At 43.4% G+C, this 14,985-nt stretch carries 11 protein-coding genes; 5 read left to right on the top strand and 6 right to left on the bottom strand.

Going from position 1 to position 14,985, the window contains the following annotated elements; all coding sequences use genetic code 11:
• From F8R90_RS06935 to ftsH, 4 genes are all read right to left on the bottom strand, one after another.
• The coding region (locus tag F8R90_RS06935; protein WP_196510141.1) for a transposase at window positions 1-196 on the bottom strand (196 nt) is incomplete at its 3' end.
• A gap of 63 nt (window positions 197-259) precedes the next feature.
• Complete coding sequence (gene topA / locus F8R90_RS06930) at window positions 260-2,425, bottom strand: type I DNA topoisomerase (protein ID WP_196510140.1); 2,166 nt, start codon at window positions 2,423-2,425, stop codon at window positions 260-262.
• 164 nt (window positions 2,426-2,589) lie between these two features.
• Complete coding sequence (locus F8R90_RS06925) at window positions 2,590-3,510, bottom strand: DUF928 domain-containing protein (protein ID WP_230966167.1); 921 nt, start codon at window positions 3,508-3,510, stop codon at window positions 2,590-2,592.
• Window positions 3,511-3,730: 220 nt separating this feature from the next.
• Window positions 3,731-5,620, bottom strand: a complete 1,890-nt coding sequence (gene ftsH / locus F8R90_RS06920) for an ATP-dependent zinc metalloprotease FtsH (RefSeq protein WP_196510139.1) — start codon at window positions 5,618-5,620, stop codon at window positions 3,731-3,733.
• 303 nt (window positions 5,621-5,923) lie between these two features.
• Here ftsH and F8R90_RS06915 point away from each other — a divergent pair, with 303 nt between their 5' ends.
• A complete protein-coding gene (locus tag F8R90_RS06915; RefSeq protein ID WP_196510138.1) occupies window positions 5,924-6,469 on the top strand; it encodes an NADPH-dependent FMN reductase in 546 nt (181 codons plus the stop codon).
• A 94-nt stretch (window positions 6,470-6,563) separates the two neighbouring features.
• Here F8R90_RS06915 and F8R90_RS06910 read toward each other — a convergent pair whose 3' ends face one another.
• Complete coding sequence (locus F8R90_RS06910) at window positions 6,564-7,682, bottom strand: ferrochelatase (protein ID WP_196510137.1); 1,119 nt, start codon at window positions 7,680-7,682, stop codon at window positions 6,564-6,566.
• Between the two features lie 756 nt (window positions 7,683-8,438).
• Between F8R90_RS06910 and F8R90_RS06905 the strand changes: the two genes are divergently transcribed.
• The 3 genes from F8R90_RS06905 (at window position 8,439) to ilvB (ending at window position 12,485) form a co-directional block, all read left to right on the top strand.
• On the top strand, window positions 8,439-9,038 hold the full coding sequence (locus tag F8R90_RS06905) for a hypothetical protein (RefSeq protein WP_196510136.1): 600 nt from the start codon (window positions 8,439-8,441) through the stop codon (window positions 9,036-9,038).
• 162 nt (window positions 9,039-9,200) lie between these two features.
• Entirely contained in the window at window positions 9,201-10,463 is a 1,263-nt protein-coding gene (locus F8R90_RS06900; RefSeq protein ID WP_196510135.1) for an MFS transporter, read from the top strand.
• 132 nt (window positions 10,464-10,595) lie between these two features.
• Entirely contained in the window at window positions 10,596-12,485 is a 1,890-nt protein-coding gene (ilvB, locus tag F8R90_RS06895) for a biosynthetic-type acetolactate synthase large subunit (RefSeq protein ID WP_196510134.1), read from the top strand.
• A gap of 105 nt (window positions 12,486-12,590) precedes the next feature.
• On the opposite strand, the gene F8R90_RS06890 is transcribed toward ilvB, so the two are convergent.
• On the bottom strand, window positions 12,591-13,457 hold the full coding sequence (locus tag F8R90_RS06890; RefSeq protein WP_196510142.1) for a DUF4351 domain-containing protein: 867 nt from the start codon (window positions 13,455-13,457) through the stop codon (window positions 12,591-12,593).
• Window positions 13,458-14,139: 682 nt separating this feature from the next.
• Here F8R90_RS06890 and F8R90_RS06885 point away from each other — a divergent pair.
• Window positions 14,140-14,592 carry a tellurite resistance TerB family protein gene (locus F8R90_RS06885; protein WP_196510133.1) on the top strand — a complete coding sequence of 151 codons (453 nt, stop codon included), beginning with the start codon at window positions 14,140-14,142 and terminating at the stop codon, window positions 14,590-14,592.
• Window positions 14,593-14,985 lie beyond the last annotated feature (393 nt).

The following is a 14,985-nucleotide window of genomic DNA, read 5'->3' as shown; positions in this document are numbered from 1 at the left end:
GAGTATGAATCACTCGGAAATCTCCAAATCGCTCTGGGAGGTCTCTCCAGGCTATCCCTCCCCGATAACGGTACAGCACTGCTTCTACAAACAACCTATTATCTTTGGCTGTCACACCCACATATCCTCTTCGTCCAGGTAGTAAGTCTTTGATCTTCTCCCACTGGTCATCTCGTAGCGCATAACGTCGAGTCATTAGAACTCTATTTGGCTTATCCCAAGCATCACTGATTTTAGTTTACCTAATTGATGACACGCCCTAACAATTCAACTCCCCAAACTTAGGACTCCACCACCCTTTTGGCGTACTGAAATAAGCCACATCTTTATGTTTGGTATCTTTACGCGATTGTGGGTCAGAACATCGCAACATTTTCTTACTCTGCCCCTCTTTGATGTAACTGTACTCCTCTAAAGGTTTCTTACATATTGGGCAGGGATATGCCGTCATCTTCACGGGAGGCTTTTGTTGATTTTCAGCTTGGACTGTTTTAGTTTGTGGCGGCTGCCAAGTTTTGTTAAAGTCGCTCCAAAATAGCACGACATTTTCACAGCCTTTTGTGCATTTGAGGAAATATTTCTTTTTAACTTTACTACTCGGAATTTTGGCGAGAAAATTTTTGCATTCAGGGCATCGAGTCTTGGAAGTTTCATATTTGCGCTCAGTTATCACATTAGCTCTACCTGTTGGGGAACTCGCAACTACAGTTTTAGCTTTGGAAAGCGCTGGTACAAAATAATTCTGATTCCAACTAGTTAAATAATGCTGCCAAGAGTTTTTCCCTTCGGAAATTGCATCAAGGGCATCCTCCATTTTTGCTGTGAATTCCGCCTCTAGTAAATCAGGCAGTGCTTTGAGCAAAAACGCATCAACTTCTAACCCTAAAGCTGTTGGTTGCAGATGGTCTTTTTTCAACTCGACATAATTGCGTTTTTTTAAGGTAGCAACAGTAGGAGCATAGGTACTTGGACGACCAATTCCTTTACGTTCCATCAGTTGCACCAATTTTGGTTCACTATAACGGGGTGGTGGCTGCGTCTGCTTCTGCTCATGTCCCGCATTCTCCAGTTTCAGTGCTTGTCCCTGTTGTAATAAAGGTAAAACACTATCCTTGCTAAGATTATTCCAGTACCGGGCATAACCGTAAAATTCAATCACTTGCCCTCTGGCTGACCACAGTAGGGAACCAGACTGAGTAATCACCAAAGTTTTACGCAATTGGGCAGCACGACACTGAGAAGCAATTGACCGTTTCCAAATCATCACATACAGATTAAACTCATCATCAGGAAGTTCTAAACGCAACTGAACTGAGGGACGAAACACATCAGTTGGACGAATCGCCTCATGTGCTTCTTGAGCCGATTTGCTACTGCGATGCTTGGCGACTTGCTGCGGTACATTCTGCGGATCATTTTGCTCTAACCATTTACGGGCGCTGGCACAAAATTCTGGACTCAGCATCACTGAGTCTGTTCGCATATATGTGATAAGCCCTGCCTCATAAAGCTTTTGGGCCACAACCATAGTTTTGTCAGGAGCAAACCTCAGCTTTGAACCGGCTGCTTGCTGAAGGCTGGAAGTTGTAAATGGTGGCGGTGGCTGGCGGTTAGCAATTTTTCCTTCAAAATGAATCACCTGATGAGGATGTCGCTGTGCTTCTTCTACTAAACGTGTAGCCTCTGCTTCGGAAAGAACGCGCTTAGACTCCGGTGTTTCTGGACTGTTACCTACTTTCGCGTCATCGTTAGTTTCAGTTTCTTGCTCTGCTGTATCTTTCGCAGAATCGACCGTCCCTTTGTAAAAAGCCCGAAATCCCTCCGCATAATCTACCCAGACACTCCAGTAATTTTGGGGGACAAACGCCAGAATTTCGTTTTCTCGCTGACAAATCAGATGCAACGTCGCGCTTTGGACTCGGCCAACACTCTTAGCGCCGTTATTCAATGCCCAAACTAAAGGGCTACCCTTATAACCTACAAGCTTATCTAGGCAATCTCGGCACAGCCCAGCACCGATTAAATTTTGGTCTAGCTTTCTAGGATTAGCGATCGCACTCTGCACCGCCGATGCTGTAATCTCAGTATAAATTACTCGTTTCGGTTCTCTTAAACCCAGCGTTTCTTTGAGATGCCAAGCGATTGTTTCGCCTTCCCGGTCTGGGTCAGTTGCTAAGACAACTTCATCAACCTGCTTCACCGCAGACTTGAGCTTCTGGATTGTTTCTTTCGCTCGTTGGTCACGCGGGACGTAATTGCACCGGACATTACTGCCATCCATGACGAAGCCTAAGGAATCGTCCCCTTCATTGCTGAGTTCTCGGATATGACCACAACTGGCTAGAACTTTCCAATCCGAACCCAGAATTTGACTGAGTTTTTTGACTTTTCCCGGAGATTCCACCACAAGGAGGCGTTTGATCATAGCAACTCCGTTTTCGATGCTCTATGTTGAATACTTTGTAACAACAAGTAATTTCATAGTATATTTTAGTATATATGTATCATCTAGTGTTTTTATTACTTTTAAATTGAAGCGTAAAAAACCCGGTTTCTCTATGAAAACCGGGTTTTTAAGTAATTTTTAACTTATTTCTGGACAGTACAACAGGGCAATAAAGGCTTATTTACAACTTCTTTAATGTCTACTGAATTTAACAAATCTTCCCAATATTTCTGAACTTCGGGATCATTAGGACGCTGGCTGCGTAAATTAGCTAAAGTTCTCAAAGCATCTTCCCAAAATCCGGCTGTTGCAAATAAAACTGCACGATCCAAGTCTGTGTTTGGTTGATTTAGCTGAAGAGATAGGTTTTCATCTTGCGATCGCACAATTGTACCTTGTACATACGAGTCTTTATCGCGGTTACTCAGATCACAAATCATCGCAAAAGTCCAGTTATACTCTTTACCGATTTGTAGAGATGGCTGATTAACAGGTAAATTTACACTAACAATACCATTCTGCCCAACAGGTTTGAAAGTTCCCTTATACAATGGGTCAACGCTATCATCATCCTGCAAAACAAATTCTAGTGCTTGCACTGTTGTCGAGGTTTGAGGAATGTAGAAATAGAATGTGGGGCGCTCTGCTGTGGTTCGTTGAGCTTCTTTATCTGTTGGTGTTAGGGGAATAATATATTGTCCAGTTGGAAAGCAACTTCCTCGTGTTCCTGCTGACCTGACCCTACCAGGTCTACCTGGAACAAAGGCGATACGATTTCTAGCGTTACCCCGTTTAATATAACCTGTTACATTTCTAATTGCAGCAGTAGCATACCTATCTCCAGGACGTAGGCGTTCTGCTTGCTGAAAATATCCTAAAGCTTTTCTGTAGTTTCTTCGTTTGGTTTCATTATAGCCATTTACCATATATTGGGTGTAAGCAGATTTGGCTTGTGCCAGTTGGTAAACTGACTCTGTTGCCAAAACTTGAGTAGTCCTTACAGACTCGAAGGGGAGAAATGCTAAAGCAGCCAGCAGATAGCTTGCCCAAAATCTATATTTCATGATGTTTATGTCCACTTGTAGTACATTGTTTGGGTATATATAATACAATACCCTAAGCTTTACAGTGGCAAGACTTTGTGTGTGCTAGTTTTTGCGAAGGCTGAGGTCGTCTTCTGAATTTTTTCCAATAAAATTCCCGACTTCTTAAAAAAGTCGGGAATCTGAGCCTTTGAATTTTCACTAGTCTAAAGTCGATAGACTGTTGGCTTTTATCTATTTCCTAATGAGGTACAGCCAATTGTTCATCGGCTATTTGAACATGATCAGCAACAATTTTGCGGAATAAATCGCCTTCAATAGTCTCCTGTTCGGCTAGCAAATCTACTAAACGCTCCAAAACTATGCGGTTTTCTTCCAATAGTTCTTTGGCTTTGATGTAGGAATTGTTAACAATTTCGCGCACTTGCGAATCAATTTTGGCGGCAATTTCCTCAGAATAGTCTGATTTATTCATCCAGTCGCGTCCTAAAAATACCTCTGCACTCTGATTTTCTAGTGACAATGGGCCTAATTCTGACATCCCGAAGCGTGTTACCATCTGCCGCGCCATCCCTGTCACCTGTTGCAAGTCATTGCTTGCACCTGTGGTCACTTCTGGCTTCCCAAAAACGATTTCCTCGGCGGCGCGACCACCCAAGGTAGCAGTAATCCTGGATTTGAGTTGGGAACGGGAAATTAACCCCTGTTCTTCGTTGGGAGTAAACCAAGTTAATCCTAGTGCTTGTCCTCGTGGAATTAATGTAACTTTCTGCACAGGGTCATGGTTTTTGAGCAATGTGCCTACTAAAGCGTGTCCAACTTCATGATAGGCAATCAAGCGTTTGCTCTTGCTATCTACTAAGGCGGTACCTTCCATACCTGCAACAACTCGATCTACAGCAGCATCAATTTCTAAAAGGGTGACAGCTTCTTTGCGTCTCCTCGCAGTGAGAATGGCGGCTTCGTTGAGTAAGTTGGCTAAGTCTGCGCCAGTAAATCCAGGAGTGCGGCGAGCGATCGCTTCTAATGATACGCTAGGATCAATTTTCTTATTCCGAGCATGGACTTTCAAAATTTCCAGTCGCCCTTTCAGATCCGGTGCATCTACCATCACTTGTCTGTCAAAGCGTCCCGGTCTGAGCAGTGCTGCATCTAAAACATCTGGACGGTTAGTGGCAGCAATAATAATGATGCCTGTGTTACCTTCAAAACCATCCATTTCGGTGAGGAGTTGGTTGAGGGTTTGTTCGCGCTCATCGTTACCGCCACCGATCCCAGCACCCCTTTGTCTACCTACTGCGTCAATTTCATCGATAAATATTAAGCAAGGAGCATTATCTTTGGCTTTCTTGAAGAGGTCGCGCACGCGAGATGCACCCACACCAACAAACATTTCCACAAATTCCGAGCCGGAAATACTGAAGAATGGTACACCTGCTTCACCTGCGATCGCTTTTGCAAGTAAAGTTTTACCAGTACCAGGAGGGCCAATTAACAGCACGCCTTTGGGAATCCGTGCGCCTACAGCAGTAAATCTTTCTGGCTGTTTCAGAAAAGTAACAACTTCTTCGAGTTCTTCTTTCGCTTCTTCAACCCCGGCGACATCTTCAAATTTCACTCCAGTTTTTGCTTCCATTTGGAAGCGAGCTTTGGATTTGCCAAAATTCATCGCTTGGCTAGAAGCATTAGTAGAGCGCCGCAGGAATAATAGCATTAAAGCCACCAGTGGCAAAATCCACATCAGATTGATCAACAGCCCAACAGCAGCTCGACTGTTAGCAGAGGAAACCTCGCCAAAATCAACATTCTTATCTTTGAGAATGTTAATCAACTCTGTGTTTTGTGCTAGAAGTCTCACCTGTTGCGGTGGTGTATTCTCCTTTTGCCCCTTGAGATAAACTCTTGCTAGCTGTTCGGTTTCGTCAAGCTCTACTTTTTGGATTTCTCCCGCCTTCGCTTTCTTGATCAAGTCACCATAATTTAGAGCAGTGCTCTCTGCTTTTTGTGCCAAGACGGGAGAAGCCGAGAACATTCCTGGCAACATAATCAAACTAGCTGCGATTGCACCAACCCAAGCAACACGCTTTGATGACTGCCTTTTTATCAATGCTTTTTTTCCCAAATTTGTCATAATAATTACCTTTTGTCTGGTGGCACAAGTTGAGCTATGGTTTTATGCCTATTCTTCTAGCAAAAATTGTAATAACTGGAAATTACACTTTTCTTATCTAGTCTAACTTCCACACAAAAGCATTCCCAAGTTTCTTCCGGCTATCACATCAAGTTGAGCAAACTGGATAATTATTCTGGCTCTTGACTGTAGATATTAATTTGACACATTCTGACACAAATCGCTAAGATAAGCATAATCATAACGATTCCGCTTTTCAAAAAATCTGGTGATAGTAGCTAGTTAATAGTTTGTTGCTTAATTATGGTGAGAATTGTTGGCATTGGTGGTAGTTTAAGACCCAACTCCTATACCCAGCTTGCTTTACTTTTAGCAGTGCAAAGGGTAGAAGCCCTCGGTGCAGAGGTAGAAATTCTTGATTTAAGGCAGTTGCATTTACCGTTTTGTACTGGCGCAAAGGAGTATCCAGAGTATCCAGATGTTCAGCGGTTGCAAGATACAGTCAGTCGCGCCGATGGATTAATTTTAGCGACACCTGAGTATCATGGTGGTGTTAGTGGTGTCCTGAAAAATTCCTTGGATTTGATGAGTTTTGAGCAACTGTCTGATAAAGTGACAGGACTAATTAGTGTTTTGGGTGGTCAGTCTAATAGTAATGCTTTAAATGACCTACGGCTAATTGTCCGTTGGGTACATGGTTGGGTGATTCCAGAACAAATTGCGATCGGACAAGCTTGGGGTGCTTTCAGTCCTGAAGGCAAACTAGTAGATGAGAAGCTCTCTCAAAGATTTGATCAATTTGCTCAAAGTTTAGTTGATAACACTCGCAAGCTGCGGGGCGTAAATTAGTTGTAGGGTGGGCATAGCTATGCCCACCCTACAAAACTAAAACTAATCAGTGATGATTAGAATCCTCGTGCGTTCACGCCGAGGATTACATTAATTAATGATGATGGTGGTGGTGATGATGATCCCCAGCAAGTTGGGGATTAACTGCCAAAGTTTGCTCTGACAACAACTCTGCAATATGAGTATCAGCCCATTGGGCAGCCATTGCCATAAATTCTGGATGATCGTTGACGCAAGCCATTTGCACGTAGTTCGTACCAGGATGCTGTTTTTCCAAAGCATGGATGATATGGTGTACATCCAATAAAGTTTCGTGGTTTTCTGTGGCAAAGCCAATTGGCATAAAAATTACCACTTTTGCACCTAACTGAATCAGGTTATTTGCAGCCTGTTCTGCATTTGGCTGTGTCCAATCAATTAAGGGCGTGTCATGGTTGAGCCAACCCACCGAGATTAAGGGATAGCGGTTAATTAACTTATCCCGAACTAAATCGTACATTGCTTCACTTTCGGCAATCCCAGAAGTGAAGCCTTTGGCTTTATGGGGACAGCCGTGATTCATTAGGACAATACCGATTTGAGAAGGTAGATAAGCTGCGGCTAACTCAGCAATTTTCTCCTCAACCAGATGAGCCATCAAATCGATGTAAGCTGGTTCGTTGAAGAAAGAAGGAATGTAACGCTGCGCTTTAACCCAGTGTTCTTCACCATCAGCCAACTCAACGAGAGCGTTGTTAACTTGCTCGATCGCAATCCCACTGGTAAAGATAGAATCAACAACCAGCAGTGGGTAAATCAGCAGCTTATCGAAGCCTTGGTTTTTGATTTCTGCTAGAACTTGATTAGGAAGAAAAGGGGCGCAGAAGTTGAAAGCCTTGAAAACTTGGACACTCTCACCCCATTTTTCTTGTAATTGCTTTTCGATACCAGCCCGTTGCTGTTCAAAGATGGCATTGTGTGGGGAGATAAAATCGTGATGTGTGTGTCCCCACTCATGGCGGTCAAATAGCGCCAAGAGTTTTGCCAGAGGGGGATAGATCCAGGTTGGCACCGGTGCGAATTTTGCTGTCAGTAGATTTAAAGCCTGTTCGTTATAGTTGGCGAAATCTTCGTAGCTTTCGACTTCGCCGTAGCCCATAAGCAGTACGGCTACACGGTCTTTACCTGATAGATGCTCGTGGGTGTGTTGTACTTTTTCCGGCGTGGCAACCACAATGAGTTCCTCAATATAACCAGAGTGCAGAGAAATATAAAGTTAGGGAATAGCTTACACATTTTCCCTACTCTACTAGTAACTTATTATCCCATCCAGGGGGATAGGATAGGTGAGAAAATCAAAATAATACATCAAAAGACATACTACGAGTATTACTGCATACTGAGCAATTCTCGTCTAGTGATGCCGATTCCCATTGTGGCCTTGGGTGTCAAAAGAGGCAGGGGAGCAGGGGACAGGGAGCAAGGGGGAGAACTGAGACGGAAGCTCAGACTCCGCCCCAGTAAGAGCGCCCTTTATAGCGGGGCTTCATACCCATGTTCCGCTCCGCTCCACGGCTTTGGGACTCTTCTCTTGCTCCCCCTGCTCCCAGCAAAGCGCCCCTCCGCTTCTTCGGTGAAAAATTGAAAATTAACGTAGAAGTTGTTTCATCAAAGGACTTAAAGTCTGGAACACTCAAGTTTGTCGGGCTTTACGATATCAAGTATTGTTTGAATTTTGACATATATTAAGACTTACACACAGGTAACGGAAAACGAACCACAGAGGACGCAGAGGTCACGGAGAAATGAGAGTTTTAGAGGATTTTTGCATAAGTTCTAATATGTTTTAAATGTTCAAAAAGCTGAAAAACTCAGTTTTATCTCAAGTTCAATTCCCATTGCCTGATTTATGTCAGGGTTAACAATTAATAAATCCCTGTAGTAATTTTAAGTTATTAATAATTGTGAAAGCTGCTAACCCAATAGACAGATGAGTATAATTATTTGCCCTGGAATCCATGAACCAGAATTAACTGAAAGCTTTAGATTCGGATTGTTAGATTTAGTTTCTAATAGCACAATCGGTCATAAAACAGCAAATATACTGGTATTTCCGAGTCAGGATTTATTGGTTTTATCAGCATTTCATATCTTGCAGTTTTTGCGCGATCGCTTGGGCGATCAGCTAAAATCGCCAATTATATTCATTAGCTTTAGTGCTGGCGTAGTCGGGGCAATAGGGGCAGCGCATTTGTGGCAACTCTTAGGTGGTCGTGTCAAAGCATTTATTGCTATAGATGGATGGGGAGTGCCACTACAGGGTAATTTTCCTATTCATCGGATGAGTCATGATTATTTCACCCATTGGAGTTCGTGTTTGCTAGGTAGTGGGCAAAATAACTTTTATGCAGATCCCGCAGTTGATCATTTGTCCATGTGGCAATGTCTAACGACAAGCCGCTCTGCGTCTACGGCCCAAACTGTACAGGGTTGGTGGGTAGATTCATTCATTGGAATTTCTCCACCCAAGGGTCATCTGACAGCAGCTGAATTTTTGCATATGCTGTTAAAGCACTATGAAGCAAATTAGTCCGGACAACAGAATTAGGAGTTAGGAGTTAGAGAGTTAGGAGTGGAGAAGGGAACAGGTTACAGGTGATAGTCAATAAAAACTATTTCCTATCCACTATCCCATATTTCCTATCCTCTATCCCCTGCCCCATCTACCCTAGTCACTATCCCAAAGTATCTAATGTTTCCAACAGAACCGGCTGCTGTTAATAACGGGTTTGGCGCACTGCTAAAAAACCGTGGTTTTATGCTCCTGTGGATTGGGCAACTGGTGTCCCAGTTAGCAGATAAAATCTTCTTCGTTTTGATGATTGCTCTGCTGGAGAACTACTCTCCACCTGCTGGGTTGGCACAAAACTCAATGTACTCAACTTTGATGCTGTCCTTTACAATACCAGCGATTTTGTTTGGTTCTGCTGGTGGTATCTTTGTTGACCGCTTGCCAAAAAAGCTGATTATGATCGGCTCAGATGTGGTGCGTGGGCTGTTAACCCTGTGTCTTCCCTTTTTGCCAAGGGAATTCCTAATTCTGTTAATTTTAACTTTTGCCATTTCTTCAGTGACGCAGTTTTTTGCACCCGCAGAGCAAGCTGCTATTCCCCTGTTGGTAAAGCGAGAAAATTTGTTGGCAGCCAATGCACTCTTCAGTAGCACGATGATGGGAGCTTTAATTGTTGGCTTTGCAATCGGAGAGCCGATTTTGAGTTTGTCGAAAAACTTGATGGGAGCAGAATACGGCCAAGAGGTTGTGGTTGGGGGATTATATATATTATCGGCTGTGATCATGCAGCCGATTAAGTTTAAAGAAGACAACCCCCACGGGGAAGGCTGGGCATCAAATCACCCTTGGGCCGAATTCACCGCCAGCCTACGCTATCTCAAGAAAAACCGTTTGATATTGAATGCCATGCTGCAAGTGACAACCTTATATTGTGTGTTTGCAGCCTTAACGGTGCTGACAATTCAATTAGCCGAGGAGTTTGGTCTTAAAGAAAAACAGTTTGGCTTTTTCTTGGCAGCAGCCGGGGTGGGTATGGTATTTGGTGCGGCGATTTTAGGTCACTGGGGTGATAAATTGCATCACAAGCCCTTACCTTTAATTGGATTTTTGATGATGGCACTAGTTTTAGGAGTCTTCACTTTTACGCACAACTTATTAGTGGCACTAGGACTCTGTGCATTTTTGGGTGTAGGTGCTTCCCTAATTGGCGTACCCATGCAGACTTTAATTCAACAGCAAACACCACCTACCATGCATGGTAAAGTATTTGGCTTTCAAAATCATGCTGTTAACATTGCTCTGGCGTTACCCCTGGCAATTACTGGGCCATTAACTGATGCTCTCGGCTTGCGAACTGTGCTTGTAGGAATGAGTATTGTTGTCGTAGTTGTCGGTGTTTGGGCTTGGCAAAATCCCCGCCGAGTCTTGCAAGACGTAATTTAATTAATGTAGGCTAATAGTCTAGGTTTATATTTAATATAAAAATTAATAAGATTTTGATTGAAGTTTTCAATTAAAATGAAATCTTAACTACAGAATTCAGCATTAACTTTAGCTATAGTCTGAGGTTTGACCGTGCGATCGCTTTCCCAAATCAGTCTCCCACAAACCGAGAATCACAAACAGTCTCGTACTTCTAGCCCGCCAGTCGTGCCCAAACGTGCATCTGGCGGTTTTGCTCTGCTTGACAGCCTTCATCGCCACGGCGTTGATTATATTTTTGGTTATCCTGGTGGGGCAATTCTACCAATTTACGACGACCTGTATAAGGTGGAAGCAACTGGTGCTATGAAGCACATTCTCGTGAGACACGAACAAGGCGCAGCCCACGCCGCCGATGGTTACGCCCGTGCCACAGGGAAAGTAGGAGTATGCTTTGGGACTTCTGGCCCAGGAGCAACTAACTTGGTAACAGGGATCGCCACCGCCTACATGGATTCAATCCCGATGATTGTAGTTACGGGACAGGTAGCACGGCCGTCTATTGGTACAGATGCTTTTCAAGAAACCGATATTTACGGGATTACGCTACCGATCGTCAAGCACTCCTATGTAGTGCGTGACCCCAAAGATATGGCGCGAATCGTCGCCGAAGCCTTCCACATCGCTAGTACTGGGCGTCCGGGGCCAGTTTTGATTGATGTCCCCAAAGATGTAGCTTTAGAAGAATTTGACTATGTACCTGTAAAACCAGGTTCAGTAAAGTTACGCGGTTATCGTCCCACTGTGAAGGGTAATCCCCGGCAAATTCATGCCGCGATCCAGTTGATTACTGAAAGTCGCCGTCCGCTATTGTATGTCGGTGGTGGTGCGATCGCAGCTGGTGCTCATGAAGAAATCAAACAGCTAGCTGAATTATTCAATATCCCTGTCACCACAACCTTAATGGGGATCGGTGCCTTTGATGAACATCATCCCCTAGCTTTGGGAATGTTGGGGATGCACGGCACAGCTTACGCTAACTTCGCCGTTAGTGATTGTGACTTGCTGATTTGCGTTGGCGCTAGATTTGACGATCGCGTTACAGGCAAGTTAGACGAATTTGCCTCCCGCGCCAAAGTAATTCACATCGACATCGATCCCGCAGAAGTCGGCAAAAACCGCGTACCCGAAGTGCCCATCGTTGGCGATGTCCGGAACGTGTTAGTAGACTTGTTGCGTCGATGCAAAGAAACAGGCGTTAAGGCTACCCCTAATCAAAACCAAGAGTGGTTAAATTTAGTCAACCGTTGGCGCGAAGAGTATCCTCTCATAGTGCCGCAGCATCCCGACAGCATTTCACCCCAAGAAGTGATTGTAGAAGTCAGTCGCCAAGCGCCACAAGCTTTCTACACTACAGATGTGGGACAACATCAAATGTGGGCAGCACAATTCCTCAAAAATGGCCCAAGACGCTGGATTTCTAGTGCCGGTTTAGGAACGATGGGTTTTGGCTTACCTGCGGCAATGGGCGCGAAAGTGGCGTTTCCTGATGAAGAAGTCATCTGTATTAGCGGTGATGCCAGTTTCCAAATGTGTTTGCAGGAACTAGGAACACTCGCACAGTATGGGATAAATGTCAAGACAATAATTATCAATAACGGCTGGCAAGGGATGGTGCGCCAGTGGCAGCAAGCCTTCTATGGTGAGCGTTACTCATGCTCAAACATGGAAGTAGGGATGCCAGACGTAGAGTTGTTGGCGAAAGCCTATGGCATTAAAGGCATGGTAATTAGCGATCGCAGTCAATTAAAAGATGCGATCGCTGAAATGTTGGCGCACAAAGGCCCGGTGATTGTGAATGTCCACGTCACCAGAGACGAAAACTGCTATCCAATGGTAGCCCCTGGTAAAAGCAACGCTCAAATGGTCGGTTTGCAGAAACAACCTCCGAAAGCCGCAGCCGAGCCAGTGTATTGTAGCAACTGCAATGCCAAAAATGCTCCTACCCATAACTTCTGTGCTGAGTGTGGGACGAAGCTGTAACGCTTTTTGATAATTCAGACCAGAGACATAGGGGAGCAAGGAGAAAGGGAGAAAGATAAAGGAATTCCCCTACTTCTGCTCCCTTTCCTCTTGCGTAGAGATAGCTTAATCTTCCTGATTGGGTTGAGGTAAAGAGATATTTCCTAAGTAATTCACTAAGTCGCTTTGACTGGAGAAATCTAACAGCGCCTCAGCTAAGTCTTCTAGTTGAGTTATGGATAATGTGCGAATCTGCTGTTCTGTCTCTGGTTCAATTGCAGCAAACCGACGTATCAAAAGACGTATAATCAGTTGTAGCGCCTCCTGTTTCTTTCCTCGTTCTTCTCCCTGTTGCAATCCCTTTTGCAGAATGTCTTGGTAAATCACAGATTCTTGCATAATTTCCTCTCTGAAAAGCTGTGTAATCAAACTTTTATCAAACCGCAAACCAGCTAAAACCTGTACACAAGCTGATATATTTTGTCGCTCGTCTGTTTCTTCAATCATATCGACAGCAGTAGCGACTTGAGTTAACAAGTCTGCGGGTGAGTTGGTTCTGGCTAATGTCGCCAGTGGTAAGAGTGCAGGGTTAGCTAGCAGTGGTGTGGAATCTTCTTCCCATAAACGAATCACTCGATACTCATGTCTGGTTTTTTTATCTACATACTGGGTATTAAAAACAATTTCTGAGGAGGTGGGTTGTAAGAAAATCAACACCTGCTCAATATCACACCAGTATTCTCGTTTTAATCTGGTGTAGTAATCCAGCATCCGAAAATCAAGTGGGGTTTTAGATTTTGGTGTCGTTTGAAACTCTAAATGCAAGATTTGGTTGGCGATTTGCAGGAATGTCACCGAATCAGCGCGAATGGGTTCGAGGTTAAGTTCGGTTTTGAGTACTTGGACATCGGAAGTGTCAGATGCAAGTAACCATCTGGCAAAGTCACCAGGGTATTTTTCGGCAAGGTATTTGCAGGTGTTATCGTAAGCCAAGGGCGTATATTTGATATGTTGTGGTTTAATTGCATATTTGAGTATGAAATTATGAAAAACTCCACCCATAAGTGAATGGAGTTTTCTGCCGTTTTTTATGAAACTAAAATCTGACGGCTTAAAATACTCATTACTTCGCCAGGGTTAGCGGTTGGTAGTAGTTGACTCCTAGAGTAGGCAGGGCTGTTTCATTCCCTAAAAGGCGCTGATTTACAAGCGTCTCAAGCAAAAAAATCAGGTGGCTAAAAAATCCGATTGGACAAGAAAATGGCGATTGTACTTAAATTTACTCGTTGAGGTGGTAGCTTTTCGATTACCAAATCAAGCAAGTTTATGACTCATACTCTTGACAAAATCTCTAAGAGATCGAATGAAACAGCCCTGCTTTACAAGGGGAGGGTTAGGGTGGGGTAAAATCCTGGTTAATCAGCTATTTCAGACTTGTGTGTATACCGTATCTTTTTAGGCTACGCAGCGTACACAAGTAATAAAAACCTCGATCGCTCAAGAGAACTTAACCGTTTTTATACGCAGATTAATATATTCTCTGCGTATTTTTTATGGAAAAAAGATTCATCCCAATGTATATTTCTGCATTTTTTTGGGAATCATAAATCGAGGAAGCATGATAAACCGCAAAATATGACTTCCTGAAATATCACGTAACTTTTAGAGGATAATTATGTCTAAACGCAAGTTGCCCAAAGGCCGTAGTGTTAGTTCAGTTGCTCTAGAACCAGAAGTTGCGATCGCAATCCTTGGACTTTTTTCCGCTGCTGCTGATGGTGAAGGTATTTCTTCCACAGAAGAATATGCTTTAAGTGAATTTCTCGGTCGGGTTGACTTATTTGAAGATTACTCTGAAGAAGACTTTGAAGAATTGACCGAAAAAGTCGTCAGCTTGATTGAAGAAGAAGAACCAGAAGATTTAATCGCTCAATCCATCGAATCCTTACCCAATAGAGGTTATCGTGAAGCTGCATACATCACAGCTATCTTAGTTGTGGGAATTGACGAAGAAGTACCCGAAGCAGAACAAGATTATATCTCTGAGCTTCAGGAAGCCTTAAAAATTTCAGACGAACGCGCACAAGAACTTATAGACGCAGTGTTCGGAGAGGAAGAAGAGGAGTAATCTTTTTTGAATTGCAACCTCAGTCATCTACCATCTTTAATTTGGGGTTGCTAATTTAAAGTATGAAATAATTTTGTTTGAGTTAAGTTGTTCAGATTCCCGACTTCATGGAGAAGTTGGGAATCTTGCACATTATCAAAATTAATCCGATAGAGCAATACAGTTTAGAATGAGCAACAAAACCCTGATTGTAGAGACGCGATAAATCGCGTCTTCTGAACCGTATTGTCCGACTAATTAGAAATTGGTACATTTTTAAATGCAGCTGTATCTGGCACAAAAATGTCCAAATTATTGATACCATCGGGAACTCTTAGCCAGATATACAGCACTTGCGTCTATTATGAGGTACACTAGATTAAAATATAAATACTTTTAAATGAAGTCATATTC

Source organism: Nostoc sp. NZL (assembly GCF_015714705.1).
GTDB classification, from domain to species: Bacteria; Cyanobacteriota; Cyanobacteriia; order Cyanobacteriales; family Nostocaceae; genus Nostoc; species Nostoc foliaceum_A.
This window is presented reverse-complemented; position numbering and strand designations above follow the sequence as displayed.

Coding starts and splice junctions, on each gene's coding strand:
- topA (WP_196510140.1), bottom strand. CDS start 2,425: ATGATCAAACGCCTCCTTGTGGTGGAATCTCCGGGAAAAGTCAAAAAA.
- F8R90_RS06925 (WP_230966167.1), bottom strand. CDS start 3,510: ATGAAATATAGATTTTGGGCAAGCTATCTGCTGGCTGCTTTAGCATTT.
- ftsH (WP_196510139.1), bottom strand. CDS start 5,620: ATGACAAATTTGGGAAAAAAAGCATTGATAAAAAGGCAGTCATCAAAG.
- F8R90_RS06915 (WP_196510138.1), top strand. CDS start 5,924: ATGGTGAGAATTGTTGGCATTGGTGGTAGTTTAAGACCCAACTCCTAT.
- F8R90_RS06905 (WP_196510136.1), top strand. CDS start 8,439: ATGAGTATAATTATTTGCCCTGGAATCCATGAACCAGAATTAACTGAA.
- F8R90_RS06900 (WP_196510135.1), top strand. CDS start 9,201: ATGTTTCCAACAGAACCGGCTGCTGTTAATAACGGGTTTGGCGCACTG.
- F8R90_RS06885 (WP_196510133.1), top strand. CDS start 14,140: ATGTCTAAACGCAAGTTGCCCAAAGGCCGTAGTGTTAGTTCAGTTGCT.